35 protein-coding genes are annotated in these 22,878 nt (G+C 62.1%); 34 read left to right on the top strand and 1 reads right to left on the bottom strand.

The features are described from left to right. The 11 genes from EAE28_RS18655 to rplP all read left to right on the top strand — a co-directional run. Positions 1-79: EF-Tu C-terminal domain-related protein (locus tag EAE28_RS18655; RefSeq protein ID WP_164736703.1), on the top strand; the 79-nt coding region annotated here is incomplete at its 5' end. 49 nt (positions 80-128) lie between these two features. Next, positions 129-437: a 30S ribosomal protein S10 gene (gene rpsJ, locus EAE28_RS18660; protein WP_127109129.1), complete on the top strand. Its 309-nt coding sequence runs from the start codon at positions 129-131 to the stop codon at positions 435-437. Positions 438-449: 12 nt separating this feature from the next. Further along, on the top strand, positions 450-1,175 hold the full coding sequence (gene rplC / locus EAE28_RS18665) for a 50S ribosomal protein L3 (protein ID WP_127109131.1): 726 nt from the start codon (positions 450-452) through the stop codon (positions 1,173-1,175). Next, complete coding sequence (gene rplD, locus EAE28_RS18670; protein WP_127109133.1) at positions 1,172-1,792, top strand: 50S ribosomal protein L4; 621 nt, start codon at positions 1,172-1,174, stop codon at positions 1,790-1,792. Before rplC ends, rplD begins: the two co-directional genes overlap by 4 nt. Beyond that, positions 1,789-2,085 (top strand): 50S ribosomal protein L23, encoded by a 297-nt coding sequence (locus EAE28_RS18675; RefSeq protein ID WP_127109135.1) that lies wholly within the window; start codon positions 1,789-1,791, stop codon positions 2,083-2,085. The genes rplD and EAE28_RS18675 overlap by 4 nt, the downstream gene beginning before the upstream one ends. Positions 2,086-2,181: 96 nt before the next feature. Then, on the top strand, positions 2,182-2,532 hold the full coding sequence (locus EAE28_RS18680; RefSeq protein WP_127109137.1) for a DUF2200 domain-containing protein: 351 nt from the start codon (positions 2,182-2,184) through the stop codon (positions 2,530-2,532). Between the two features lie 239 nt (positions 2,533-2,771). Further along, positions 2,772-3,611, top strand: a complete 840-nt coding sequence (gene rplB / locus EAE28_RS18685; protein ID WP_127109139.1) for a 50S ribosomal protein L2 — start codon at positions 2,772-2,774, stop codon at positions 3,609-3,611. 3 nt (positions 3,612-3,614) lie between these two features. Beyond that, positions 3,615-3,893: a 30S ribosomal protein S19 gene (gene rpsS / locus EAE28_RS18690; RefSeq protein ID WP_127109141.1), complete on the top strand. Its 279-nt coding sequence runs from the start codon at positions 3,615-3,617 to the stop codon at positions 3,891-3,893. A 3-nt stretch (positions 3,894-3,896) separates the two neighbouring features. Then, positions 3,897-4,277 (top strand): 50S ribosomal protein L22, encoded by a 381-nt coding sequence (gene rplV, locus EAE28_RS18695; RefSeq protein WP_127109143.1) that lies wholly within the window; start codon positions 3,897-3,899, stop codon positions 4,275-4,277. Further along, positions 4,277-4,981, top strand: coding sequence for a 30S ribosomal protein S3 (gene rpsC, locus EAE28_RS18700; RefSeq protein WP_127109145.1), 705 nt, complete (start codon positions 4,277-4,279; stop codon positions 4,979-4,981). The genes rplV and rpsC overlap by 1 nt, the downstream gene beginning before the upstream one ends. Positions 4,982-5,002: 21 nt before the next feature. Next, positions 5,003-5,416, top strand: a complete 414-nt coding sequence (rplP, locus tag EAE28_RS18705) for a 50S ribosomal protein L16 (RefSeq protein ID WP_127109147.1) — start codon at positions 5,003-5,005, stop codon at positions 5,414-5,416. Between the two features lie 201 nt (positions 5,417-5,617). On the opposite strand, the gene EAE28_RS18710 is transcribed toward rplP, so the two are convergent. Further along, on the bottom strand, positions 5,618-6,535 hold the full coding sequence (locus EAE28_RS18710) for a delta-class carbonic anhydrase (protein WP_127109149.1): 918 nt from the start codon (positions 6,533-6,535) through the stop codon (positions 5,618-5,620). Between the two features lie 479 nt (positions 6,536-7,014). Here EAE28_RS18710 and rpmC point away from each other — a divergent pair, with 479 nt between their 5' ends. The 23 genes from rpmC (at position 7,015) to EAE28_RS18825 (ending at position 22,848) form a co-directional block, all read left to right on the top strand. Then, complete coding sequence (gene rpmC / locus EAE28_RS18715; protein ID WP_127109151.1) at positions 7,015-7,218, top strand: 50S ribosomal protein L29; 204 nt, start codon at positions 7,015-7,017, stop codon at positions 7,216-7,218. 11 nt (positions 7,219-7,229) lie between these two features. Beyond that, positions 7,230-7,469, top strand: coding sequence for a 30S ribosomal protein S17 (gene rpsQ / locus EAE28_RS18720; protein ID WP_127109153.1), 240 nt, complete (start codon positions 7,230-7,232; stop codon positions 7,467-7,469). A gap of 63 nt (positions 7,470-7,532) precedes the next feature. Next, the gene (gene rplN, locus EAE28_RS18725) at positions 7,533-7,901 is read left to right on the top strand and encodes a 50S ribosomal protein L14 (protein WP_127109155.1); all 369 of its coding nucleotides are present in this window, start codon (positions 7,533-7,535) and stop codon (positions 7,899-7,901) included. Beyond that, positions 7,901-8,206: a 50S ribosomal protein L24 gene (gene rplX / locus EAE28_RS18730; RefSeq protein ID WP_127109157.1), complete on the top strand. Its 306-nt coding sequence runs from the start codon at positions 7,901-7,903 to the stop codon at positions 8,204-8,206. The genes rplN and rplX overlap by 1 nt, the downstream gene beginning before the upstream one ends. Then, positions 8,206-8,766 (top strand): 50S ribosomal protein L5, encoded by a 561-nt coding sequence (gene rplE / locus EAE28_RS18735; RefSeq protein ID WP_127109159.1) that lies wholly within the window; start codon positions 8,206-8,208, stop codon positions 8,764-8,766. Before rplX ends, rplE begins: the two co-directional genes overlap by 1 nt. An 18-nt stretch (positions 8,767-8,784) precedes the next feature. Further along, on the top strand, positions 8,785-9,090 hold the full coding sequence (rpsN, locus tag EAE28_RS18740; protein WP_127109161.1) for a 30S ribosomal protein S14: 306 nt from the start codon (positions 8,785-8,787) through the stop codon (positions 9,088-9,090). 11 nt (positions 9,091-9,101) lie between these two features. Beyond that, entirely contained in the window at positions 9,102-9,500 is a 399-nt protein-coding gene (rpsH, locus tag EAE28_RS18745) for a 30S ribosomal protein S8 (protein ID WP_127109163.1), read from the top strand. Between the two features lie 11 nt (positions 9,501-9,511). Continuing rightward, the gene (gene rplF / locus EAE28_RS18750; protein ID WP_127109165.1) at positions 9,512-10,045 is read left to right on the top strand and encodes a 50S ribosomal protein L6; all 534 of its coding nucleotides are present in this window, start codon (positions 9,512-9,514) and stop codon (positions 10,043-10,045) included. Between the two features lie 11 nt (positions 10,046-10,056). Continuing rightward, positions 10,057-10,416 carry a 50S ribosomal protein L18 gene (rplR, locus tag EAE28_RS18755; protein WP_127109167.1) on the top strand — a complete coding sequence of 120 codons (360 nt, stop codon included), beginning with the start codon at positions 10,057-10,059 and terminating at the stop codon, positions 10,414-10,416. 130 nt (positions 10,417-10,546) lie between these two features. Beyond that, complete coding sequence (gene rpsE, locus EAE28_RS18760; protein ID WP_127109169.1) at positions 10,547-11,110, top strand: 30S ribosomal protein S5; 564 nt, start codon at positions 10,547-10,549, stop codon at positions 11,108-11,110. Positions 11,111-11,122: 12 nt separating this feature from the next. Further along, positions 11,123-11,308 carry a 50S ribosomal protein L30 gene (gene rpmD, locus EAE28_RS18765; protein ID WP_127109171.1) on the top strand — a complete coding sequence of 62 codons (186 nt, stop codon included), beginning with the start codon at positions 11,123-11,125 and terminating at the stop codon, positions 11,306-11,308. A gap of 198 nt (positions 11,309-11,506) precedes the next feature. Continuing rightward, positions 11,507-12,145, top strand: coding sequence for a hypothetical protein (locus EAE28_RS18770; RefSeq protein WP_127109173.1), 639 nt, complete (start codon positions 11,507-11,509; stop codon positions 12,143-12,145). 63 nt (positions 12,146-12,208) lie between these two features. After that, complete coding sequence (locus EAE28_RS18775) at positions 12,209-13,414, top strand: cytochrome P450 (RefSeq protein WP_127109175.1); 1,206 nt, start codon at positions 12,209-12,211, stop codon at positions 13,412-13,414. Positions 13,415-13,679: 265 nt separating this feature from the next. Continuing rightward, a complete protein-coding gene (gene rplO, locus EAE28_RS18780) occupies positions 13,680-14,159 on the top strand; it encodes a 50S ribosomal protein L15 (RefSeq protein ID WP_127109176.1) in 480 nt (159 codons plus the stop codon). A 104-nt stretch (positions 14,160-14,263) separates the two neighbouring features. Next, a complete protein-coding gene (gene secY, locus EAE28_RS18785; RefSeq protein ID WP_127109178.1) occupies positions 14,264-15,625 on the top strand; it encodes a preprotein translocase subunit SecY in 1,362 nt (453 codons plus the stop codon). Beyond that, on the top strand, positions 15,622-16,266 hold the full coding sequence (locus EAE28_RS18790) for an adenylate kinase (protein WP_127109180.1): 645 nt from the start codon (positions 15,622-15,624) through the stop codon (positions 16,264-16,266). The genes secY and EAE28_RS18790 overlap by 4 nt, the downstream gene beginning before the upstream one ends. A gap of 379 nt (positions 16,267-16,645) precedes the next feature. Then, positions 16,646-17,014, top strand: coding sequence for a 30S ribosomal protein S13 (gene rpsM, locus EAE28_RS18795; protein ID WP_127109182.1), 369 nt, complete (start codon positions 16,646-16,648; stop codon positions 17,012-17,014). A 15-nt stretch (positions 17,015-17,029) separates the two neighbouring features. Next, positions 17,030-17,425 (top strand): 30S ribosomal protein S11, encoded by a 396-nt coding sequence (rpsK, locus tag EAE28_RS18800; RefSeq protein WP_127109184.1) that lies wholly within the window; start codon positions 17,030-17,032, stop codon positions 17,423-17,425. Between the two features lie 114 nt (positions 17,426-17,539). Beyond that, positions 17,540-18,556: a DNA-directed RNA polymerase subunit alpha gene (locus tag EAE28_RS18805; RefSeq protein ID WP_127109186.1), complete on the top strand. Its 1,017-nt coding sequence runs from the start codon at positions 17,540-17,542 to the stop codon at positions 18,554-18,556. A gap of 193 nt (positions 18,557-18,749) precedes the next feature. Continuing rightward, positions 18,750-19,169 carry a 50S ribosomal protein L17 gene (gene rplQ / locus EAE28_RS18810; RefSeq protein ID WP_127109188.1) on the top strand — a complete coding sequence of 140 codons (420 nt, stop codon included), beginning with the start codon at positions 18,750-18,752 and terminating at the stop codon, positions 19,167-19,169. Positions 19,170-19,293: 124 nt separating this feature from the next. Then, positions 19,294-19,656, top strand: coding sequence for a DUF1304 domain-containing protein (locus tag EAE28_RS18815; RefSeq protein ID WP_127109190.1), 363 nt, complete (start codon positions 19,294-19,296; stop codon positions 19,654-19,656). An 87-nt stretch (positions 19,657-19,743) separates the two neighbouring features. Beyond that, on the top strand, positions 19,744-21,240 hold the full coding sequence (locus tag EAE28_RS18820) for a Do family serine endopeptidase (RefSeq protein ID WP_127109192.1): 1,497 nt from the start codon (positions 19,744-19,746) through the stop codon (positions 21,238-21,240). A gap of 279 nt (positions 21,241-21,519) precedes the next feature. Further along, positions 21,520-22,848 (top strand): replication-associated recombination protein A, encoded by a 1,329-nt coding sequence (locus EAE28_RS18825; protein ID WP_127109194.1) that lies wholly within the window; start codon positions 21,520-21,522, stop codon positions 22,846-22,848. Positions 22,849-22,878 lie beyond the last annotated feature (30 nt).

Genomic DNA, 22,878 nt, shown 5'->3' on the forward strand with positions numbered 1-22,878 from the left:
GGAAGAGAAACTGCGCTTCGCCATCCGCGAAGGCGGCCGTACCGTCGGTGCAGGCGTCGTCTCGAAGATTCTGAAGTAACGCGGTTGGGTGAGGCGCAAGCCTCACCCGCAACCCGAGGGAAAAAACGATGGCAGGTCAAACCATTCGCATCCGGCTCAAGGCCTTCGATTACCGCGTTCTGGATGCGTCCACCGCGGAGATCGTGAATACGGCCAAGCGCACGGGCGCTCAAGTTCGCGGGCCGATCCCGCTGCCGAACAAGATCGAAAAATTCACCGTCCTGCGCGGTCCGCACATCGACAAGAAGTCGCGCGACCAGTGGGAAATCCGGACGCACAAGCGTCTGCTCGACATCGTCGATCCGACCCCGCAGACCGTGGACGCGCTCATGAAGCTCGACCTCGCTGCTGGCGTCGACGTCGAAATCAAAGTTTAAGGAGCCTGTCGCATGCGCTCTGGAGTCATCGCTAAAAAGCTGGGTATGACCCGGCTGTTCATGGAGGACGGTCGCCAGATCCCGGTAACCGTTCTTCAGCTCGATGCCCTGCAAGTTGTCGCTCAGCGGACCGCTGACAATGACGGCTACACGGCAGTTCAACTCGGTGCCGGCACCGCCAAAGCAAAGCGCGTCACCGCGCCGATGCGGGGCCACTACGCGAAAGCCAATGTTGCGCCCAAGCGCAAACTGGCCGAATTCCGCGTCAGCCCCGACAACCTGATCGAAGTGGGCGCCGAGATTTCGGCTGACCACTACCTGGCTGGTCAATACGTTGACATCGCCGGGACCTCGATCGGTAAAGGTTTTGCGGGCGTTATGAAGCGCCACAACTTCGGTGGTCTGCGCGCCTCGCACGGCGTGTCGATCAGCCACCGTTCGCATGGTTCGACCGGCCAGTGCCAGGACCCCGGCAAGGTGTTCAAAGGCAAGAAGATGGCCGGCCACATGGGTGCCGCGCGCGTCACCACGCAGAACCTCGAGATCGTTCGGACCGACGCCGACCGTGGCCTGATCATGGTCAAGGGCGCTGTTCCGGGGTCGAAAGGCGGCTGGGTCACCATCAAGGACGCGGTCAAGAAGCCCGCGCATGCCGACGCTCCGCGTCCCGCTGGCCTGAAGGCCTCGGGTGCCGCCGTTGCCGAAGCAGCGCCTGCCGCTGAAGGAGCCGATGAATGAAACTCGACGTGATCAAACTCGACGCCGCCAACGCAGGTGAGCTCGAGCTGAACGACGCGATCTTCGGGCTCGAGGTTCGTGTTGACCTGCTGCACCGTGTGGTGCGCTGGCAGCGTGCTCGCGCACAGGCTGGCACCCACTCGACGCTGGGTCGTTCGGATGTGTCCTACTCGACCAAGAAGATCTATCGCCAGAAAGGCACCGGCGGCGCACGCCACGGTTCCAAGAAGGCACCGATCTTCCGCAAGGGTGGCGTCTACAAAGGCCCGACCCCGCGGTCGCACGCCTTCGATCTGCCCAAGAAGGTCCGCGCTCTGGGTCTCAAGCATGCGCTCTCGGCCAAGGCCGCAGCGGGCAAGCTGGTTATCCTGGACGTGGCCGACATGGCCGAAGCCAAGACCGCTCTGCTGGCAAAAGCAGTGACGGATCTGGGCTGGAAAAAGGTCCTGATCATCGACGGCGCCTCGGTCAACGAGAACTTCGCCGCCGCCGCCCGTAACCTCGAAGGCGTGGACATCCTGCCGTCGATGGGCGCGAACGTCTACGACATCCTCAAGCGTGAGACCCTGGTCATCACGCGGGCGGGCGTCGAAGCTCTGGAGGCTCGACTGGCATGAGCGCGAAACCTGAACACTACGACGTGATCCGCAAGCCGATCATCACCGAGAAAGCAACCATGGCTTCCGAAGCCAACGCGGTTGTTTTCGAAGTGGCGATCGACTCGACCAAGCCGCAGATCAAAGAGGCTGTCGAAGCCCTCTTTGGCGTCAAGGTCAAAGCGATCAACACGTTGATCACCAAAGGCAAAGTCAAGCGCTTCCGGGGCATCCTGGGCACGCGCAAAGACGTCAAGAAAGCCTATGTCTCGCTCGAAGACGGCAACGCCATCGACGTGACGACCGGTCTCTGACCCTGCCTGGTGGGGTGAAACCCCACCCTACGACATCGGAGAGGCCCGGGCTGGAAAGCCTGGGCCCTTTGCGTTTTCCACCGGAGAGGGCTCGGGATGTCAAAGCATCGCCTCTACACCATGAGTTTCGGCAGCGTGTATCCGCTTTATGTGGCCAAGGCCGAGAGGAAGGGCCGTACCAAAGCCGAGGTCGATCAGGTGATCCGCTGGCTCACCGGCTACGATCAGGCCACGCTGGAGGCCCGAATCAGTGACAAAACGGATTTAGAGACGTTCTTTGCCGACGCCCCGGCGATGAATCCCGCGCGGGTGAAGATCACCGGCAAGATTTGCGGCGTGCAGATCGAGGAAATCGAAGAAGACACCATGCGCGAGATCCGCTATCTGGACAAACTCGTCGACGAGTTGGCCAAAGGGCGACCAATGGCGAAGATCCTGCGCAGTTGAGACCGGCAGGCCTGTGCGATTCCTTCAAGGAATCGAAAAAAGGCGAGCCATGGCTATGGACGCGCGGGTGGAATTCACGTAATCCCCGCCCAGTCACGCGCCCCGGATTCGTCCGGGGCTCGTGTCTTATGGAACCAGGGTCTCGCGGGCATGCCCAAGCGACCCCTTCTATGGCCACCTTCGGGGGGCTTAACGATGGGCCGGGAAACCTGCCCGCAAAGCAACGGAAGACAGAAAGCATGGCACTTAAGTCGTACAAACCGACGACGCCTGGCCAGCGAGGGCTGGTTCTGATCGACCGTTCGGAGCTTTGGAAAGGGCGTCCGGTCAAGCACCTCACTCAGGGTTTGACCAAAACGGGCGGTCGGAACAACACCGGACGGATCACGGCATTCCACAAGGGCGGCGGCGCGAAGCGTCTGTACCGTATTGTGGACTTCAAGCGTCGCAAATTCGACATCCCCGCCACGGTGGAGCGGATCGAATATGACCCCAACCGCACCGCGTTCATCGCGCTGATCCGCTACGCGGACGGCGAGGTCAATTACATCCTCGCGCCGCAGCGCCTGGCCGTTGGCGACCAGGTGATCTCGAGCGCGAAAACCGACGTCAAACCGGGTAACGCGATGCCGTTCTCGGGGATGCCGCTGGGTACCATCGTTCACAACGTCGAACTGAAACCGGGCAAGGGCGGCCAGATCGCTCGCGCGGCAGGCACCTATGCCCAGTTCGTCGGTCGTGATGGTGGCTACGCACAGCTGCGTCTGTCGTCGGGCGAACTGCGCATGGTGCGCCAGGAATGCATGGCAACCCTGGGCGCTGTGTCGAACTCCGATCACTCGAACCAGAACCTCGGCAAAGCCGGCCGTCGTCGTCACATGGGCATCAAGCCGACCGTCCGCGGTGTTGCGATGAACCCGATCGACCACCCGCATGGTGGTGGTGAAGGCCGGACCTCGGGCGGCCGTACGCCGGTTTCGCCGTGGGGTAAGGATACCAAGGGTACCCGCACCCGTTCGAACAAGGCGACGGATAAGTACATCATCCGCTCGCGTCACGCCAAGAAGAAGGGCCGCTAATCCATGGCACGTTCTATTTGGAAGGGCCCCTTCGTCGACGCCTATCTGCTGAAAAAAGCCGAGAAAGCGCGCGATTCCGGGCGTAACGAAGTCATCAAGATCTGGTCGCGTCGCTCGACGATCCTGCCGCAGTTTGTCGGCCTGACCTTCGGCGTCTACAACGGCAAGAAACATATTCCTGTCAACGTGACCGAAGAAATGATCGGGCAGAAGTTCGGTGAGTATTCGCCGACCCGGACCTATTATGGTCACGCTGCCGACAAGAAAGCGAAACGGAAATAAGCCATGGGTAAAGAGCAAAATCCGCGCCGCGTGGCTGACAACGAGGCTATGGCCAAACTCCGCATGCTGCGCACCTCGCCGCAGAAGCTGAACCTGGTCGCTGGTCTCATCCGCGGCAAGAAGGTTGAGAAGGCGCTCGCCGACCTGACCTTTTCGAAAAAGCGTATCGCCATCGACGTGAAGAAATGCCTTCAGTCGGCGATTGCTAACGCCGAAAACAATCACGGCCTGGACGTCGACAATCTGATCGTCGCCGAAGCCTGGGTCGGCAAGAATCTGGTCATGAAACGCGGTCGTCCGCGGGCTCGCGGCCGTTTCGGCAAGATCATGAAGCCGTTTTCGGAGCTCACCATCACGGTGCGCGAGCGCGAGGAGCAAGCGTAATGGGACAGAAGGTAAACCCCATCGGGATGCGCCTGCAGGTCAACCGCACCTGGGACAGCCGCTGGTACGCCGACGGCAAGAACTATGGCGAGTTGCTGCTTGAAGACCTGCGCATGCGCGACTTCATCCATGAAGAGTGCAAAGCTGCCGGTATCAGCCGCGTCATCATCGAGCGTCCGCACAAGAAATGCCGTGTGACCATTCACACTGCACGTCCTGGCGTGATCATCGGCAAGAAGGGCGCGGACATTGAAGGTCTGCGCAAGAAGCTGGCGAACTTCACCGACTCGGAACTGCACCTCAACATCGTTGAAGTCCGCAAGCCCGAGCTGGACGCCCAGCTGGTTGCCGAGTCGATCGCTCAGCAGCTTGAGCGTCGTGTTTCGTTCCGTCGCGCGATGAAGCGCTCGGTGCAGAACGCGATGCGCATCGGTGCCCTGGGTATCCGCGTGAACATCGCGGGTCGTCTGGGTGGTGCCGAGATCGCGCGTACCGAATGGTACCGCGAGGGTCGCGTTCCGCTGCACACGCTGCGCGCCGACATCGACTATGCGCTGGCCGAGGCCTCGACCCCTTACGGGATCATCGGGATCAAAGTCTGGATCTACAAGGGCGACATCATGGAGCACGACCCGCAGGCGCGCGATCGCCGGCATGCCGAGCTTCAGGAAGGCCCCAGCAGCGCCCCCCGCGGCCGCCGCTGATCGCCGCACAGGAGAAGACCAATGCTGCAACCAAAACGGACTAAGTTCCGCAAACAGCACAAGGGCCGTATCCACGGTCTGGCAAAAGGCGGTTCGGATCTGAACTTTGGCTCGTTCGGCCTGAAGGCTGTTGAGCCCGAGCGCGTCACCGCGCGTCAGATCGAAGCTGCTCGCCGTGCAATGACGCGTCACATGAAACGTCAAGGCCGCGTCTGGATCCGGATTTTCCCGGATGTCCCGGTTACCTCGAAGCCTACCGAAGTCCGCATGGGTAAAGGTAAGGGTTCGGTGGATTTCTGGGCGTGCAAAGTGAAGCCGGGCCGGATCATGTTCGAGCTGGACGGCGTGAGCGAAGAGATCGCTCGCGAAGCGCTGCGCCTCGCTGCCATGAAGCTGCCGATCAAGACCCGCGTCGTTCTGCGCGAAGACTGGTAAGCGTGGTGGGGTGAAACCCCACCCTACGGAAAATCGAACCCCCGCCGGGCAACTGGCGGGGGTTTCTCGTTGCGCGGGATGGCGGCACCGTTTTGCAAGTGCGCTGCCGGATGGTCTGATAGGACAACAGCCACCCTTTGGGGGCTGCTTTAGATACGCCGCGCGCGCGGGGAGGGGGATTAGGCGCCTGCCGCCGGGCCGTCAGTCTTCAATCCGTGACAGCAGGGCCGGGTTGATGACCAGGTTGCGCACGCCATGGGCATGGTCTTCGTCGAAAGCGTTGTCCGCCAGCCATGCATCCACCGAGCTGATGCTCACGCGCATGACCTGCGGACGCACGCTCCAGGTGACCTGAAAGGGTGAGCCGGCTTCATTATAGCTGGGGCCGGTGGTCGAGCCGGTATAGACAACGGGCGTGCCGGTATCGGTCGGCAGGTTGGGCACCTGCGCGTAGCCGTACATGGTCTGGACCTGCGCCAGACGACCGAAGTTTGCGGCGCTGTCGTCATTGACCAACACCATGACCTGCGTTTCCACTCTCAACTGTGGATTGCCGGTCTCATCATCCAGGCACGAGCCCAGTGTGGCGCCGGGAGTTACCTGCGCTGTGCTGAAAACAAAATGCACTTCAATTGTATCGCCGGGTTCCAGCGCGCCGTGGCCGACATCGCCGACTGGATGGTCATACGGTGTGAGCTCTGCCAGCGAGAGGGTGCCGTTATAGAGATAACCCGTTCCATAGCCGGTGCCGTCGCCATTGCCGGCGTAGGTTGTGAAGTCACCCCCACGATGCTCAGCCCCTTCGTGGAAATGGATGTTGCACAGATTCATGCGCGTGGGATCAGGGGCGAAGCCAAAGACGCGCAGATTGCTGCCGTCGTGCCGGTCAATGTCACGCGGCGACTGCGGGCCGAATCCGACGCCATCGGTGGCGCTCTGCAAAGCGGCACGCTGTGCGGCGATCACCGCATCGACCACGGCTTCATGCGCCGTGTGCGCGGGCGCGGCCGCCTGAGGGCCAGAGTCATGCCCGCCAGCGTCCGGCGTGATCTCGGCCCCCGCGACAATCGGCGTTAGCGCCAGGGACGCAATAAGGGCGGCAAGTATTGGCTGTGACATCTGAGAATCCCCTATAAGAGAATGCGCCAAAGACGCAGAAACCCGTGGCCAATTGGCCGCCGCGGTATCGTGATCTTTGATTCCAAATCGGGCAACCCCAAGGCGAACACTAAAAACAGCGACATTTCTTAAAATGCGGGGGAACTCAATTCTATTAATTGGTGAAATATTCATGCGGAATGCGGTGGGGGTTCCAGATCCATGCGTGGCTCTGGGGTACCCCGGAGGATCGACGACGTCCGCATCCCCCGCCAATGGGCCGGCGAAACGCGGTCTGGTTACAGGCGCGCGCTGGTCAAGAAGGCGGGCAGGGCGCGGGCAAACTTCTTCCTTGCCCTTGGGGGGCAACACCCGTATAGAGCCCCATCTCGCGGATTCCGTCGTCGGAATCAGCGGGCTTGTCATTGATCCACCAGATCACAGGTGACCCTGAGCAGACTGCAGGGGCCCTCTGGTGTTGTGAGAGAAGGAAAAGGCGCATGAACGCCGCTGAACTGACCAACAAGACCCCGGACCAGCTGCGCGCTGATCTGGTGGCGCTGAAGAAGGAGGCCTTCAACCTCCGCTTCCAGAAAGCCACCAGCCAGCTCGAGAACACCGCACGCATCCGTCAGGTGCGCCGCGATGTCGCGCGCGTCCAGACTGTCCTGAACCAAAAAGCCGCTGCTGCGGCGGCGAACTGAGGATAACGACAATGCCCAAACGCATCCTGCAAGGCACCGTGACCTCGGATCAGAACGAGCAGACGGTTACCGTTCTGGTCGAGCGCCGCTTCACGCACCCCGTCATGAAGAAAACGGTTCGTAGCTCGAAGAAATATCGCGCGCACGATCCGCTCAACACGTTCAAGGTCGGTGACTCTGTTCGCATTGAAGAATGCGCACCGATTTCGAAGACGAAACGCTGGCAGGTCGTGGTCGACGCCACCGCGTAAACCATTGATCGATCAGTTTGATCGAAACCCTGGGCACAATGCCCAAAGGTCGGGAGTAACCCTATGATCCAGATGCAGACCAATCTGGATGTTGCTGACAACTCCGGCGCTCGCCGGGTTCAGTGCATCAAGGTTCTGGGCGGTTCGCATCGCCGCTACGCTTCCGTAGGCGACATCATCGTCGTCTCGGTAAAGGAAGCGATTCCGAAAGGCCGTGTGAAAAAGGGCGACGTGCGTAAAGCTGTTGTCGTGCGCACCGCCAAAGAAGTTCGTCGTGCCGATGGCACCGCGATTCGTTTCGACCGCAACGCCGCCGTCATCCTGAACAACCAGGGTGAGCCGGTCGGTACCCGTATCTTCGGGCCGGTCGTGCGCGAACTGCGTTCGAAGAACTTCATGAAGATCATCTCGCTGGCTCCGGAGGTGCTCTGATGGCTGCGAAACTCAAAAAGGGTGACAAGGTTGTCGTCCTTGCTGGCAAAGACAAAGGCAAACAGGGCGAGATCTCGCTCGTGATGCCGACTGCTGGCAAAGCCATCGTCGACGGTATCAACATCTCGATCCGTCACACCAAGCCCAGCCAGACCGCTCAGGGCGGCCGCCTTCCCAAGGCAATGCCGATCCAGCTGTCGAACCTGGCGCTGATGGACTCGAACGGGAAAGCAACCCGCGTCGGCTTCCGCTTTGAAGACGGTGCGAAAGTTCGCTTCGCCAAGTCGACCGGAGAGGTGATCTGATGTTGGACGCTGCCACCTACACCCCGCGCTTCAAGGCCGACTACAAAGACCGCATCCGTGCGGCTCTGCGTGAAGAGTTCGCCTACAAGAACGACATGATGATCCCTCGGCTCGACAAGATCGTGCTGAACATGGGCGTCGGCGAAGCGGTCAAGGACACCAAGAAGGTGAAGTCGGCGCAAGCTGATCTGACCCTGATCGCCGGCCAGAACGCCGTGGTGACCAAGGCCAAAACCTCGATCGCTGGTTTCCGCGTTCGTGAAGACATGCCGCTCGGCTGCAAGGTGACCCTGCGCGGTGACCGGATGTACGAATTCCTCGAGCGTCTGATCACCGTTGCACTGCCCCGCGTCCGCGACTTCCGCGGCGTCAAAGGCACGTCGTTCGATGGCCGTGGCAACTATGCCATGGGCATGAAGGAACACATCGTGTTCCCCGAAATCGACTTTGATAAAGTCGACGACGTCCTGGGCATGGACATCATCATCTGCACCACCGCGAAGACCGACGCGGAAGCCAAGGCCCTGTTGAAGCAATTCAACATGCCCTTCACCAGCTGACGCGGAAGGAGAGAGAATATGGCCAAGAAATCCATGGTCGAGCGTGAGAAGAAGCGTCAGAAGCTGGTTGCACAATATGCGACCAAGCGTGCTGCGCTGAAAGCCGTTGCGACGGACTCGACCGCCTCGATGGAAGATCGTTTTAAAGCGAACCTGAAGCTGGCTGAACTGCCGCGCAACTCGTCGGCCGTGCGTCTGCACAACCGCTGCGAGCTGACCGGTCGTCCGAAGGCTTACTATCGCAAACTGAAACTTAGCCGCATCATGCTGCGTGAGCTGTCCTCGTTTGGTCAGATCCCGGGCATGGTCAAGTCCAGCTGGTAAGGAGGAGCGCCATGTCTATGAACGATCCTCTCGGCGATATGCTGACCCGTATCCGGAACGCGCAAATGCGCGGGAAGGCGACCGTCATCACGCCCGCGTCCAAGCTGCGTGCTTGGGTGCTCGATGTTCTGATCGCGGAAGGTTACATCCGCGGTTACGAGCCCAAGACCTCCGCCGCTGGTCATGCTGAGCTGGAAATCCAGCTGAAGTATTCGTCCGGTGAACCGGCGATCCGGGAAGTGTCGCGCGTGTCCAAGCCGGGCCGCCGCGTCTACGCCGGCGTCAAAGAAATCCCGTCGGTTCGCAACGGCCTGGGCATTTCGGTGGTTTCGACCCCGAAAGGCGTCATGTCCGATGCGAATGCACGCGCTGCCAACGTTGGCGGCGAAGTGCTCTGCCGCGTGTTCTGAGGAGGGCTGGCATGTCTCGTATCGGCAAGAAGCCTGTCGCTGTACCTTCGGGTGTCAACGCGACGATCTCGGGCCAGACCGTTTCGGTCAAGGGTCCCAAGGGCACGCTGTCCTTCACCGCCACCGACGATGTCACCATCACCCAAGAAGATGGTGCCATCAAAGTTACGCCCCGCGGCAATTCCAAGCGGGCTCGCCAGCAGTGGGGGATGACCCGCTCGATGGTCGAGAACCTGACCGTCGGCGTTTCGACCGGTTTCAAGAAAGAAATGGAACTGGTCGGGGTTGGTTACCGTGCAGCAATGCAGGGCAAAGACCTGAAGCTGTCGCTCGGCTATAGCCACGAAGTCATCTTCGCGGTTCCTGAGGGCATCACCGTCGCAACCCCGAAACCCACCGAAATCGTGATCGAAGGTATCGACGCGCAGAAAGTGGGCCAGGTCGCCGCGAATATCCGCGAGTGGCGTTCGCCCGAGCCCTACAAGGGCAAAGGGATCCGCTACAAGGACGAGTATATCTTCCGTAAGGAAGGCAAGAAGAAGTAAGGACGCGAACGATGGCGAACACCAAGATGAAGCTGTTCCAGAAGCGTCGTCAGCGCGTCCGGAACAAACTGCGGAAGACCGCCAATGGCCGTATGCGCCTGTCGGTCCACCGTTCGAACAAGAACATCAGCGTCCAGCTGATCGACGATGCAAACGGGACCACGGTCGCCGCAGCGTCGACGCTGGAAAAGGAACTGGGTGTGATCGGTGTGAACAACATCGACGCGGCTGCCAAGATTGGCACCACGATTGCCGAGCGCGCGAAAGCGGCCGGCGTCGAGGAGTGCTATTTCGATCGTGGCGGTTTCCTGTTCCACGGCAAGATCAAGGCTCTTGCCGATGCGGCCCGCGAGGGCGGCCTGAAGTTCTGATTTCAGTGCAGGCGGCACCCCAAAGGTGCCGCCTCGATGATCCGGGGCGCAGGGGCCAGTGGCCTTTGCCCACCGTGATCGGGTACCAGCGGCGCACATCAGAGCGCGCCACCTATTAAAGGATGCCTCAATGGCAGAACGTGACAACCGCCGGGGAGGCCGCCGCGACGAGCGCGACGAGAACCCCGAATTCGCCGATCGCCTGGTCGCGATCAACCGCGTGTCGAAGACCGTCAAGGGTGGTAAGCGCTTTGGCTTCGCCGCACTCGTCGTTGTCGGCGACCAAAAAGGCCGCGTAGGCTTTGGCAAGGGCAAGGCGAAAGAAGTGCCCGAGGCCGTCCGCAAGGCGACCGAACAAGCCAAACGCTCGATGATCCGCGTTCCGTTGAAAGACGGCCGCACGCTGCACCACGACATCGAGGGCCGTCATGGCGCCGGTAAAGTCGTGATGCGGACGACCGTTCCCGGTACCGGGATCATCGCTGGTGGTCCGATGCGCGCTGTGTTCGAGATGCTGGGCCTGCAAGACGTCGTGGCGAAATCGCTCGGCTCGCAGAACCCCTACAACATGATCCGCGCGACCATGGACGGCCTGAAGAAGCAAGCCAGCCCCCGTCAGGTTGCGCAGCGTCGTAGCAAAAAGGTTGCCGATATCCTCCGCAAGGATGATGCCGCGGCCACCACTGACGCGTAAGGAGAGCTGAGCATGGCAACCATCACCGTCAAGCAGATCGGCTCGCCGATCCGCCGCCCCGCCAAACAGCGTGACACGCTGAAAGGCCTGGGTCTGAACAAGATGCACAAAACCCGCGAACTGGAAGACACCCCTTCCGTGCGCGGCATGGTGAACTCGATCCCGCACCTGGTGCAGATCATCGAAGAAAAAGCCTGAGCCACGGCTTGGCGCATTTTTGAAAGGGCGGGGGCAACCCCGCCCTTTTGCTATGTCCGTCACTACAGGTTCGGTGCCTGCGTGCCGGTAGCCCCGCAGCAGGACTGCTCCGTCAAAGTTGATCAGCCCTGCACCGGCAAGCTCTTCCCTTTCTTTCATGGCCCGCCTACGCCGGGGGTGCCATCTCAGGGGTGACTCATGCGTTTCGCCGTATTCCTTGCCATCGCGCTGCCTGTTCTCGCGCCCATGGCGGCGCAGGCCGGGCTGTGTGACTACCGTCTTTCTCAGGTCATTGAGCGTCGCCAATCTCCGGCCGGAGACGCGGCACGGGCTGCCAATGCTGCGCCCTCTGATCCCGGTCCGATGCTCTATCTTATGGTCAACCCCCGCACCGGGGCGACAAGCGTGGGGGCTACGGGCGGTGCGCAGGCTCAACCCGACAGCGGCGTGCTCGTGCGCACCGCACGTCTGCTCGGGGCCGCGGTGGCAATGGTCGGCGCCGAGTCGCCCTTGCTCGGCATCAGCAGCACCGCCATTGGGGTCGGTCTGGAGGCCGTCTGTCGTTTGCAGGACGAGCGCATCAACGGATACGATGACGTGCTCGGAGTGCTGCGTGAAGTGGACGCGAACATGCCCCCGGACCTGTTCGCGCTGATCGAACCCGGGTTAGAGCGCCGTGATGCGTTCATCCGCTTCTCTCGCAATGATGGCTACGAAATGTCCGAGTATCCGGTGAAGGATCTCTACATCGTCAACGGCCGCCTCTATCTGCGGAATTGGGGTGTCAACGAGATCGTCGGCGACATCGCGGTGTTTATGCCTCGGGCTGCTGAGTAAACGGGCTCTCTTGTCCCTGCCGTCCGGCTGCGTCACTCTCGGGTCAGCCGGGGAGGGGCCAGAATGCTCGACGTGTCATCTTTCGATTTGAATGCCATTGGGATGGACTATATCCGCGATCCCTATCCGACGCTGCGTGCACTGCGTGAGCAGGCGCCGGTGCATCGCAATGGCGATGGCAGTGTCTTCCTGACCCGTCATGCCGATATCCTTAAGGTCTATCAATCGCGCGCCATGCTGTCGGACAAGACCGAGGAATTCGGCAAGAAGTTCGGCCAATGCCCGCTGCATACCCATCACACCACGTCATTGGTGTTCAACGATCCGCCTTACCACACGGTGGTGCGCAAGCTGCTGGCCTCGGCCTTTACCCCGCGCAAGCTGGCGGTGTTCGAAGGGTTGATCGAGGGCATCGTGGACCGGCTTCTGGACCGGGTCGAGGATCTGGGTGAACTGGACCTGATCGACGATTTCGCCAAGGTTCTGCCGACCGAGATCATCAGCTTCATGCTGGGCATCCCGCCCGAGTATCGCACCAAGCTGCGCGGCTATTCGCTGGCAATTCTGGGCGCGCTGGACCCGGTCGTGTCGCCTGAACGCCTGAAGGCGGGGAATGAGGCCGTGACCGAGTTCGCCGAGATCCTGAGCGACATCATCGCCCACCGTCGCGCCCATCCTGACGGCGCGATGGAGGGTGAGGTGCTGGAGAGCCTGATTTTCGGGGATGTGGACGGGCAGCGGCTGAGCGAGGAAGAACTGATCCAGAACTGCATCTTTCTGCTGAACGCGGGCCATGAGACGACGACCAGTCTGGTCGGCAACTCAATCGGCATTCTGCTGGGCGCACCGGGTGAGCATCGCCGGTTGATCGACGACCCGGATCTGATCACCTCGGCAGTCGAAGAATTTCTGCGGCTGGAGAGCCCCTTGCAGCAGGGTAACCGGCTGGCAGGCGAGGATATCGATCTTGGTGGGACGCTGTTGCGCAAGGGGACGTATATTCACACGTCCATCGCCGGGGCCAACCGTGATCCGGCGGTGTTCGACCAGCCCGACCGCGTGGATCTGTCGCGCAAGCCAAACAAGCACTTGGCCTTTGCCACCGGCATCCACATCTGCCTTGGCGCGACGCTGGCGCGGGTGGAGGGGCGGCTGGCAATTGGGGGACTGGTCAAGCGCTTCCCCAAGCTGGCGGCGAATGGCGACAGCGCCATGGTGCCGCTGGCCCGGTTCCGGGGCTTTGCCACGCTCCCGGTCCGCGTGCGCTGAGCGGCCTCGTCGCTGCCGGGCACCGGGATGCGTCGCTGTATCCCGTTTGCGGCTTCGTCGTCGAGCGCGCCCTGTTCAGTCCTGAGGGACGCTTTGAAATGCTTGAACGCCCTGCGCGTCAGCGGTCCGCTACACTGCGTAGGCTTGAACCGCCGCAGCATCCCGTCTATACGCCCCCGATCGGCACTGTGCCGACTCAGAACCAAGAAACGCCGAGTTGCCCTTTTCCGTCGCAGGTTGGGTATTCCGGCATAGGAGATGCGACATGAAACTGAACGAACTGCACGACAATCCCGGTGCCAACAAAACCAAAAAGCGCGTTGCTCGCGGCCCGGGTTCGGGCAAGGGCAAGACCGCTGGTCGTGGTATCAAGGGTCAGAAATCGCGTTCGGGCGTTGCGATCAACGCTTACGAGGGCGGCCAGATGCCGCTGTACCGGCGTCTGCCGAAGCGCGGCTTCAACAAGCCGAACCGTAAAGAATGGGCTGTGGTCAACCTCAGCGCCATCGTGAAATTCATCGACGCTGGCAAGATCGACGGCAAGGCCGAGATCACCGAGGACGTGCTGGTGGCCTCGGGTCTGGTGCGCCGCAAGCTGGACGGTATCCGCGTTCTGGCCAAAGGCGAGTTCAACACCGCGCTGAACATCAGCGTCACGGGCGCCTCGAAACCGGCGGTCGAAGCTGTTGCCAAAGCTGGCGGCACGCTCAAAACCAAGGTCGCGGTGGCTGAAGCAGCCGAATAAGGTGTTGTGGGCGAGCCTCTCGCCCCTTACATCTTCGGCATGGGTTTTCCAGCGCCGCCAACCGGAGCCCGGTTTGGCGGCGCTGTCATGAAAGAGACGGGAACATGGCATCTGCTGCAGAGCAAATGGCGGCCAACACGTCGTGGGCCACCTTGGGTAAAGCCAAGGACCTGCGCCAGCGCATCTTTTTTGCGATAGGTCTGCTGATCGTTTACCGGCTGGGGACGTATATCCCCGTGCCGGGCATTGACGGGGCATCACTGCGTGAATTCATGTCGGGTGCTGCTGCCGGTCTGGGCGGCATGCTCAACATGTTCACCGGCGGCGCGATCTCGCGCATGGGGATCTTCGCCCTGGGCATCATGCCCTATATCTCGGCGTCGATCATCGTGCAGCTGGTGGCGTCGATGTACGGCCCCTGGCAAAACCTGCGCAAAGAGGGCGAGCTGGGGCGGCGCAAGCTGAACCAATACACCCGCTATGGCACGGTGTTTCTGGCGCTGGTACAGTCCTACGGTCTGGCCGTGAGCCTTGAGGCTGGCGATCTGGCGACCGATCCGGGCTGGTTCTTCCGTATTTCCACGGTGATCACGCTGGTCGGTGGTACGCTGTTCCTGATGTGGCTGGGTGAGCAGATCACCGCGCGCGGGATCGGCAACGGCACGTCGCTGATCATCTTCGTCGGCATCATCGCCGAGGTTCCGGCGCATCTGGCGCAGTTCCTCAGCCAGGGCCGTACCGGCACGATCTCGTGGCCGGTGATCATCGGCATCATGCTGATGATGATCGCGCTGGTGGCCTTCGTGGTCTTCATGGAACGAGCGCTGCGCAAGGTGCATATCCAGTATCCGCGGCGTCAGGTTGGCATGAAGGTCTATGACGGCGGCTCGTCGCATCTGCCGATCAAGGTTAACCCGGCCAACGTGATCCCGGCGATCTTCGCGTCGTCGCTGCTGTTGCTGCCAACCACGCTGAGCACCTTCTCGGGCAGCTCGACCAACCCGATCATGGCGACGATCCTTGCCTATTTCGGTCCGGGTCAGCCGCTGTATCTGCTGTTCTTCACGGCTCTGATCATCTTTTTCACCTTCTTCTACACGCTCAACGTGTCGTTCAAGGTTGATGACGTGGCGGACAACCTCAAGAGCCAGAACGGGTTCATTCCGGGTATCCGCCCGGGCAAGCGGACTGAAGAATACCTCTACTACATCGTGACCCGTCTCACGACTGTCGGCGCCCTGTATCTGGCTGGTGTGGCGCTGATGCCGGAAATCCTGCGCGCGCAGCTGTCGATCCCGTTCTACTTCGGGGGCACGTCGGTGCTGATTATCGTCGCTGTGACGCTGGATACGATGAGCCAGGTTCAGTCTCATCTGGTCGCGCACCAGTATGAAGGATTGCTGGAACGCTCCCAGCTGCGCGGCAAGAAGCGCGGCACGCCCAAGAAAGGACCCGCGCTGAGATGAATATCATACTGCTGGGCGCCCCGGGCGCCGGCAAGGGCACACAGGCGCGTGTCCTTGTCGAAGGCCGGAACATGGTCCAACTTTCGACGGGCGACATGCTGCGGGCTGCGCGGACTTCGGGCACCGAGATGGGCAAAAAGGTTGCGGCGATCATGGACGCAGGCCAGTTGGTCACGGACGAGATCGTTATCGGCCTGATCGCCGAGCAGCTGGACGGTGACACCAAGGGCGGCCTGATCTTTGACGGCTTCCCGCGCACGCTGGCGCAAGCCGACGCGCTGGGGGATCTGCTGGCCGCCAAGGGCATGGAGCTGGACGCGGTGGTTGAGCTGCGGGTGGATGACGAGGCGCTCGTCGACCGCATCACCGGGCGCTTTACCTGCGGCAACTGCGGTGAGGTGTACCACGACCGCACCAAGCCGACCAAGGTTGAGGGCACCTGCGATGTCTGCGGCTCGCACGATCTCAAGCGTCGCGCCGATGACAACGAAGACAGCCTGCGCCAGCGTCTGCTGGAGTATTACAAGAAGACCTCGCCGCTGATCGGCTATTACCACTGCAAGGGCAACCTGAACGCCGTGGATGGCTTGCAGGCGATGGAGAAAGTAACGGCCGACGTGGCCGCCGCCCTCGACGCCTGACGACCGGGCAGGCGTGTGACGGTTCGACCCCGCTGACCCCGTGTCAGCGGGGTTTTGCACGGCGAAACGCGCGCTTTGTGAAAAGTTAACGCTGCGGCCATGAAGGGCTGGATCTGACCGGCCTGAGGCGGTAAGTTTCAAAGTGAGCTGTCGATGCCCGCTGATGGCATCCGGCGAAACGCCTGTCTGCGCAAAAGACTCTTGACAGAGGCTTGCAGCCCTTGACGGCTACTGGAAAACCCCCTACCCGGTGCGACTGATACCGCGATCCGAGTCGCTTTTCGATTCGGTTCGTTCGCTTGGCACGGCCACAGACTGCGGCGCGTGTTGTGAAAAAAGGTTCTGGGACTACGGAACCGCAACAGAAGGAAGAAACCGCGTGGCACGTATTGCTGGCGTTAACATCCCCACCGGAAAGCGCGTTCCCATCGCGTTGACCTATATCACTGGTATCGGTCCGTCGATCGCCAACGACATCATCACCTCTCTGAACATCGAGGCTTCGCGCCGCGTGAACCAGCTGACGGATGACGAGATCCTGGCGATCCGCGAATACATCGACGCCAACCTGACCGTCGAAGGTGACCTGCGTCGCGAAGTTCAGATGAACATCAAGCGCGCTATGGACATGGGCTCGTACCGTGGCCTGCGTCACCGTCGCAACCTGCCTGTGCGCGGCCAGCGCACCCATACCAACGCCCGTACGCGTAAGGGCCCGGCGAAGGCTATCGCCGGCAAGAAGAAGTAAGGGGAGGCAGGACCAATGGCTCGGGATACCAAAACCACGCGCGTCAAGCGCAAGGAACGCAAGAACATCGCCGCTGGCGTGGCGCATGTGAATTCGACGTTCAACAACACCAAGATTCTCATCTCGGACGTGCAGGGCAACGCCATTTCGTGGTCGTCCGCCGGCACCATGGGCTTCAAGGGTTCGCGTAAATCGACCCCTTACGCTGCCCAGCTCGCTGCTGAGGACGCTGCCAAGAAAGCTCAGGAACACGGCCTGCGCACGCTCGAAGTTGAAGTGCAGGGCCCCGGTTCGGGCCGCGAGTCGGCGCTGCGCGCTCTCGCTGCCGCCGGTCTGCAGATCACCTCGATCCGCGACGTGACCCCCCTGGCGCACAACGGCTGCCGTCCGCCGAAGCGTCGCCGCGTCTGACGCCAGATTATCGGGATCGGGCCGCGCCTTTGGGGTGCGGTCCGATTCTGTCATAGAGACCCTCGGGCGTGTCCGGTCTGGTCATGAACCGGTCACAAGAATGGAGGCTAATCCATGATCCACAAAAACTGGCAGGAATTGATCAAGCCGGCGCAGCTTGATGTGCGCCCCGGCGCAGACCCGTCGCGCCGTGCGACCGTCGTCGCCGAGCCGCTTGAGCGCGGCTTCGGCCTGACGCTGGGCAACGCGCTGCGTCGCGTGCTGATGTCGTCGCTGCAAGGCGCTGCCATCACCTCGGTGCAGATCGACAACGTCCTGCACGAGTTCTCGTCCGTCGCTGGCGTGCGCGAAGACGTGACCGACATCGTCCTGAACCTGAAGGGCGTCGCCCTGAAGATGGACGTTGATGGTCCCAAGCGCGTGACCATTTCGGCCCGCGGCCCTGCGGTCGTCAAGGCCGGTGACATCGCTGTCACCGCCGGGATCGAAGTGCTGAACAAGGACCACGTTGTCTGCCACCTCGATGACGGCGCCGAGCTGTTCATGGAGCTGACGGTCAACACCGGCAAAGGCTATGTCGGCGCCGACAAGAACCGCCCGGAAGATGCGCCCATCGGTCTGATCCCGATCGACGCGATCTATTCGCCGGTGAAGAAGGTCGCCTACGAAGTCGCCCCGACCCGCGAAGGTCAGGTGCTGGACTACGACAAGCTGACCATGAAGATCGAAACCGACGGCTCGGTCACGCCTGAGGACGCCGTGGCCTTTGCCGCGCGCATCCTGCAAGACCAGCTGCAGGTCTTCGTCAACTTCGACGAGCCGGAAGCGGCCGGTCGTGGCGATGCCGATGACGGTCTGGAATTCAACCCGCTTCTGCTGAAGAAGGTTGACGAGCTGGAACTGTCGGTGCGTTCGGCCAACTGTCTGAAGAACGACAACATCGTCTATATCGGCGACCTGATCCAGAAAACCGAAGCCGAGATGCTGCGCACCCCGAACTTCGGCCGCAAGTCGCTGAACGAGATCAAGGAAGTGCTTTCGGGCATGGGTCTGCATCTCGGGATGGAAGTCGAGGACTGGCCGCCAGAGAACATCGAAGAACTGGCCAAGCGCTTCGAAGACCAGTTCTGAGGGTTCAGGGTGGGTTGAAAACCCACCCTACGGACCGCGCGCGCGGTTCGACGTCAAGGTAGGGTGGGGTTTAACCCCACCTTACGCAAAATGCCCGGACTGCCGGGGAACATCCTGGGCTTTCAGCCCCAACGACGTGTCCTGCTACGCACAGGGCGCAACACAAAGCAAAAGACGTTAATAGGAGACTCCCATGCGTCACGCCCGTGGCTATCGCCGCCTGAACCGCACCCACGAACACCGCAAAGCGCTGTTCGCCAACATGGCCGGCTCGCTCATCGAGCACGAGCAGATCAAGACCACGCTGCCGAAAGCCAAAGAACTGCGTCCGATCGTTGAAAAACTGATCACGCTGGCCAAGCGCGGCGACCTGCACGCCCGTCGCCAAGCCGGTGCGATGCTGAAAGAAGACAAGGACGTCGCCAAGCTGTTCGAGATCCTTGGCCCGCGCTACAAGGACCGCGCCGGTGGTTACATCCGCGTCCTGAAAGCTGGCTTCCGCTATGGCGACATGGCACCGATGGCGATCATCGAATTCGTCGAGCGTGACGTGAACGCCAAAGGCGCTGCCGACAAAGCGCGTCTGGAAGCGATCGAGAACGCCGAAGACTGAGATCTGCGCCGCAAGGCCGGATCAGAACCCCCGCCGCCCGGTGCTGCGGGGGTTTTTCGTTGCGCGCCTGCTTGACGGCATTTGGCGCGGAGGTAAGGTCCATGTGACCAACAAGGAGGGCGCTATGTCCTGGATTGCCATGGTGCCCGTCACCCTGATCGCGCTGCTGCATCTCTATATTCTGTGGCTCGAGATGTTTGCCTGGGAAACCCGCGGTCCGGCGGCGTTCAGCAGCCTGCCGCGTGATCTTTTCAAACCGACCAAGGGTCTGGCCGCCAATCAGGGACTTTATAACGGCTTTCTCGCCGCCGGGTTGATCTGGTCGCTGCTGATCTCGGACCCGGACTGGGCGCGCAACATTGCCACCTGTTTCCTGCTGTTTGTGCTGGTTGCCGGGGCTTACGGCGCGCTGACCGCCAGCCGCCGGATCTTCCTGATCCAGGGCGTTCCGGCATTGATTGGTCTGGCGGCCGTCCAGCTGCTCTGAACGCACCATCGCATTCGCGTGAGCCGCCTTGCATCGCTGGATGTCGGTGACCATTCTGCGGTCATCGACATAGCAGCGGAGACAGGCATGCGACTCGTCGGATTGGTTCTTATCGGAACGCTCGCCGGTGCGGGGATAACCTTGGGAGCGCTTCAGGCGCTTACCCCCGTGAACGCGCAATCGACGGCCAATCCGCCGCCTCCCACTGCCTCGCCCGTGCCGCCGCTTCACAGCGCAGCGGTCGTTCCCGTGGCCGCGCCTGTTACCGCGGTTCCCGTCAGTCAGGCGCAGGTCCAGCTGTCCTTTGCCCCCGTGGTGCGCGCCACCGCGCCTGCGGTTGCGTCGATCTACGCGCGCCGCGTGGTCGAGGCACAGCAAAGCCCGTTCTTCAACGACCCTGTGTTTGGCCAGCTTTTCGGCGACCGTGGCCGCGCCGCGCCGCGCGTGCAGAACGCGCTGGGGTCGGGGGTGATCCTGTCGAGCGACGGGATCATCGTGACCAATTTCCACGTGGTCGGGAATGCTGACGACATTCGCGTGGTGCTCAACGATAGGCGCGAGTTTGCGGCGCAGGTGATCTTGCAGGACGAAGAGAGCGATCTGGCCGTGTTGCGGCTGGACGGTGCGCACGACCTGCCCGCGATTCAGCTGGCCGACAGCGACCGGGTCGAGGTTGGCGATCTGGTGCTGGCCATCGGCAACCCGTTCGGCGTGGGGCAGACGGTGAGCAGCGGGATCGTTTCGGCGCTGGCGCGGTCAGGGATCGCGGTGGGCTCGGGGCGCGGGTATTTCATCCAGACGGATGCGGCGATCAACCCTGGCAACTCGGGCGGTGCGCTGGTGGATATGCAAGGGCATCTGGTGGGGATCAACTCGGCGATCCTGACGCGCTCGGGCGGGTCCAACGGTATTGGGTTTGCGATCCCGGCCAATCTGGTGTCCCAGGTCGTGGCGCAGGCCGAGGACGGGCAGGGCCGCTTCCAGCGCCCGTGGATCGGCATGACCGGGCAGGCGGTGGACGCCGCGCTGGCCGACGGGCTGGGGATGGGGATGCCGCAGGGCGTGGCGATCACAGCGCTGCACCCTGACAGCCCATTGGTGCAGGCGGGCCTGCGAGCGGGCGATGTCGTGCTGGCCGTGGACGGCGAGCCGGTGAACTCGCCGCAAGAGATGATGTTTCGGTTGGCAGCAAAGGGGATTGGCGGCAGTGCCACGCTAGACTGGCAGCGCGGAACGCAGCGCACGACCAGCGCCGTATCCCTGATCGCGCCACCGGAGACACCCGCGCGCAACCAGCTGACCGTCCGCGGCGTCGCGCTGCGCGGGCTGGTGGCCGAGACGATCAACCCGGCAGTAGCCGCCGAGCAGGGGCTGGACCCGGCGGCCAGCGGTGTTGTCGTGGTCGAGGCGCAGGATATCGCCGCGCGGGCAGGATTGCAGGCGGGGGATGTGCTGGTCTCGGTCAACCGTATAGCGGTGAATGACACAGCAGCCCTCGACCGCGCCTTGCGCGATCCGGCTCGGTATTGGGAGGTTGAGGTGCTGCGTGATGGGCGTCGTAGCCTGCTGCGCTTCCGCCTTTGATCCAACGGAGCGGCTGCGCCGCACACCTATGAGCGCTTCGCGCGGGGCAGGGGGCTTTCAGCCCCCTCTTCGGCTGACGCCGAATTCACCCCCGAGGATATTTAAGGACAGATGATAAGGTTCCGTTAACCATGCGTCATTTTCTGTCTCTAAGTATCCACGGGGGTTTCCAAAGGGGGCGCGTGCGCCTCCTTTGGCGGGGGAGCGCGAGGGGCGAGGAGCCCCTCGCTTTGCCGATCGTCTCTTTCCGCCGACCAGTGCAGGGCCTAGATTGCGCCTATGGCTGATCTCTTTGATTCCGATCCTTCCGAGCGCGACCTGAAAGCTGCCGAGGCGCCGCGCCCGCTGGCGGACCGGTTGCGGCCGCGGTCCTTGGCGGATGTGATCGGTCAGCAGGCTGTGCTCGGGGCGGACGGGCCGTTGGGCGCGATGCTGGGGGCGGGAGCGTTGTCTTCGCTGATCCTGTGGGGGCCGCCCGGCGTGGGCAAGACGACCATCGCGCGGCTGCTCGCCAAGGCGACGGATCTGCATTTCATCCAGATCAGCGCGATTTTCTCCGGCGTGCCCGAACTGCGCAAGGTCTTCGAGGCGGCGAAGATGCGGCGCGGGAACGGGCAGGGGACGCTGCTTTTCGTGGATGAAATCCATCGGTTCAACAAGGCGCAGCAGGACGGTTTCCTGCCGCATATGGAGGACGGCACGATCCTGCTGGTCGGGGCGACGACCGAGAACCCTTCGTTCGAGCTGAACGCGGCGCTTTTGAGCCGGTCGCAAGTGATCGTTTTGACCCGGCTTTCGCTGGTGGATCTGGAGCATCTGGCCGAGCGGGCCGAGCGTGAGCTGGACCGCCGCCTGCCCCTGACCGGCGAGGCGCGTGAGGCGCTGTTGGAGATGGCCGATGGCGACGGGCGCGCACTGCTCAATCTGATCGAGCAGGTGATGGCCTGGAAGCTTTCGGGCAAGCTGGACACCGACGCGCTTGCCAAGCGCCTGATGCGGCGCGCGGCGAAATATGACAAGTCGGGCGACGAGCATTACAACCTGATCTCGGCCCTGCACAAATCAGTGCGCGGATCTGACCCCGATGCCGCGCTTTACTGGTTCGCGCGGATGCTGGAAGGCGGAGAAGACCCGCGCTTTCTGGCACGGCGGATCACAAGGATGGCGGTCGAGGATATTGGTCTGGCCGATCCGCAGGCGCAGACGGCCTGTCTGGACGCCTGGCAGACCTATGAGAGGCTGGGCAGCCCCGAGGGCGAGTTGGCGCTCGCGCAGGCGGTGGTTTACCTTGCCCTCGCGCCGAAATCGAACGCGGTTTACAAGGCCTACAAGGCTGCGCGGCAGCTGGCGCAGAAGACCGGCAGCACCATGCCGCCTGCGCATATCCTGAACGCGCCGACCAAGCTGATGGAGCAACAGGGCTACGGTACCGGCTATCAGTATGACCATGACGCCCAGGACGGTTTCAGCGGCCAGAACTATTTCCCCGATGGCGTAAAGCGCCCGGTGCTCTACAGCCCGCCCGAGCGCGGCTTCGAGCGCGAGCTGAAAAAGCGGGTCGAGTATTTCGCCAAGCTGCGCACGCGGCGGGATGGCGGCGCGGGTTGACTTTGACCGGCCTCCGGTGCAGGGCAACGC

Origin of the sequence: Pararhodobacter zhoushanensis (assembly GCF_003990445.1) — a bacterium.
GTDB classification, from domain to species: domain Bacteria; phylum Pseudomonadota; class Alphaproteobacteria; order Rhodobacterales; family Rhodobacteraceae; genus Pararhodobacter; species Pararhodobacter zhoushanensis.

Bases quoted from the DNA above. Each gene is read 5' to 3' on its own strand.
- rpsJ (WP_127109129.1), top strand. From the start codon at position 129: ATGGCAGGTCAAACCATTCGCATCCGGCTCAAGGCCTTCGATTACCGC.
- rplC (WP_127109131.1), top strand. From the start codon at position 450: ATGCGCTCTGGAGTCATCGCTAAAAAGCTGGGTATGACCCGGCTGTTC.
- rplD (WP_127109133.1), top strand. From the start codon at position 1,172: ATGAAACTCGACGTGATCAAACTCGACGCCGCCAACGCAGGTGAGCTC.
- EAE28_RS18675 (WP_127109135.1), top strand. From the start codon at position 1,789: ATGAGCGCGAAACCTGAACACTACGACGTGATCCGCAAGCCGATCATC.
- EAE28_RS18680 (WP_127109137.1), top strand. From the start codon at position 2,182: ATGTCAAAGCATCGCCTCTACACCATGAGTTTCGGCAGCGTGTATCCG.
- rplB (WP_127109139.1), top strand. From the start codon at position 2,772: ATGGCACTTAAGTCGTACAAACCGACGACGCCTGGCCAGCGAGGGCTG.
- rpsS (WP_127109141.1), top strand. From the start codon at position 3,615: ATGGCACGTTCTATTTGGAAGGGCCCCTTCGTCGACGCCTATCTGCTG.
- rplV (WP_127109143.1), top strand. From the start codon at position 3,897: ATGGGTAAAGAGCAAAATCCGCGCCGCGTGGCTGACAACGAGGCTATG.
- rpsC (WP_127109145.1), top strand. From the start codon at position 4,277: ATGGGACAGAAGGTAAACCCCATCGGGATGCGCCTGCAGGTCAACCGC.
- rplP (WP_127109147.1), top strand. From the start codon at position 5,003: ATGCTGCAACCAAAACGGACTAAGTTCCGCAAACAGCACAAGGGCCGT.
- EAE28_RS18710 (WP_127109149.1), bottom strand. From the start codon at position 6,535: ATGTCACAGCCAATACTTGCCGCCCTTATTGCGTCCCTGGCGCTAACG.
- rpmC (WP_127109151.1), top strand. From the start codon at position 7,015: ATGAACGCCGCTGAACTGACCAACAAGACCCCGGACCAGCTGCGCGCT.
- rpsQ (WP_127109153.1), top strand. From the start codon at position 7,230: ATGCCCAAACGCATCCTGCAAGGCACCGTGACCTCGGATCAGAACGAG.
- rplN (WP_127109155.1), top strand. From the start codon at position 7,533: ATGATCCAGATGCAGACCAATCTGGATGTTGCTGACAACTCCGGCGCT.
- rplX (WP_127109157.1), top strand. From the start codon at position 7,901: ATGGCTGCGAAACTCAAAAAGGGTGACAAGGTTGTCGTCCTTGCTGGC.
- rplE (WP_127109159.1), top strand. From the start codon at position 8,206: ATGTTGGACGCTGCCACCTACACCCCGCGCTTCAAGGCCGACTACAAA.
- rpsN (WP_127109161.1), top strand. From the start codon at position 8,785: ATGGCCAAGAAATCCATGGTCGAGCGTGAGAAGAAGCGTCAGAAGCTG.
- rpsH (WP_127109163.1), top strand. From the start codon at position 9,102: ATGTCTATGAACGATCCTCTCGGCGATATGCTGACCCGTATCCGGAAC.
- rplF (WP_127109165.1), top strand. From the start codon at position 9,512: ATGTCTCGTATCGGCAAGAAGCCTGTCGCTGTACCTTCGGGTGTCAAC.
- rplR (WP_127109167.1), top strand. From the start codon at position 10,057: ATGGCGAACACCAAGATGAAGCTGTTCCAGAAGCGTCGTCAGCGCGTC.
- rpsE (WP_127109169.1), top strand. From the start codon at position 10,547: ATGGCAGAACGTGACAACCGCCGGGGAGGCCGCCGCGACGAGCGCGAC.
- rpmD (WP_127109171.1), top strand. From the start codon at position 11,123: ATGGCAACCATCACCGTCAAGCAGATCGGCTCGCCGATCCGCCGCCCC.
- EAE28_RS18770 (WP_127109173.1), top strand. From the start codon at position 11,507: ATGCGTTTCGCCGTATTCCTTGCCATCGCGCTGCCTGTTCTCGCGCCC.
- EAE28_RS18775 (WP_127109175.1), top strand. From the start codon at position 12,209: ATGCTCGACGTGTCATCTTTCGATTTGAATGCCATTGGGATGGACTAT.
- rplO (WP_127109176.1), top strand. From the start codon at position 13,680: ATGAAACTGAACGAACTGCACGACAATCCCGGTGCCAACAAAACCAAA.
- secY (WP_127109178.1), top strand. From the start codon at position 14,264: ATGGCATCTGCTGCAGAGCAAATGGCGGCCAACACGTCGTGGGCCACC.
- EAE28_RS18790 (WP_127109180.1), top strand. From the start codon at position 15,622: ATGAATATCATACTGCTGGGCGCCCCGGGCGCCGGCAAGGGCACACAG.
- rpsK (WP_127109184.1), top strand. From the start codon at position 17,030: ATGGCTCGGGATACCAAAACCACGCGCGTCAAGCGCAAGGAACGCAAG.
- EAE28_RS18805 (WP_127109186.1), top strand. From the start codon at position 17,540: ATGATCCACAAAAACTGGCAGGAATTGATCAAGCCGGCGCAGCTTGAT.
- rplQ (WP_127109188.1), top strand. From the start codon at position 18,750: ATGCGTCACGCCCGTGGCTATCGCCGCCTGAACCGCACCCACGAACAC.
- EAE28_RS18815 (WP_127109190.1), top strand. From the start codon at position 19,294: ATGTCCTGGATTGCCATGGTGCCCGTCACCCTGATCGCGCTGCTGCAT.
- EAE28_RS18820 (WP_127109192.1), top strand. From the start codon at position 19,744: ATGCGACTCGTCGGATTGGTTCTTATCGGAACGCTCGCCGGTGCGGGG.
- EAE28_RS18825 (WP_127109194.1), top strand. From the start codon at position 21,520: ATGGCTGATCTCTTTGATTCCGATCCTTCCGAGCGCGACCTGAAAGCT.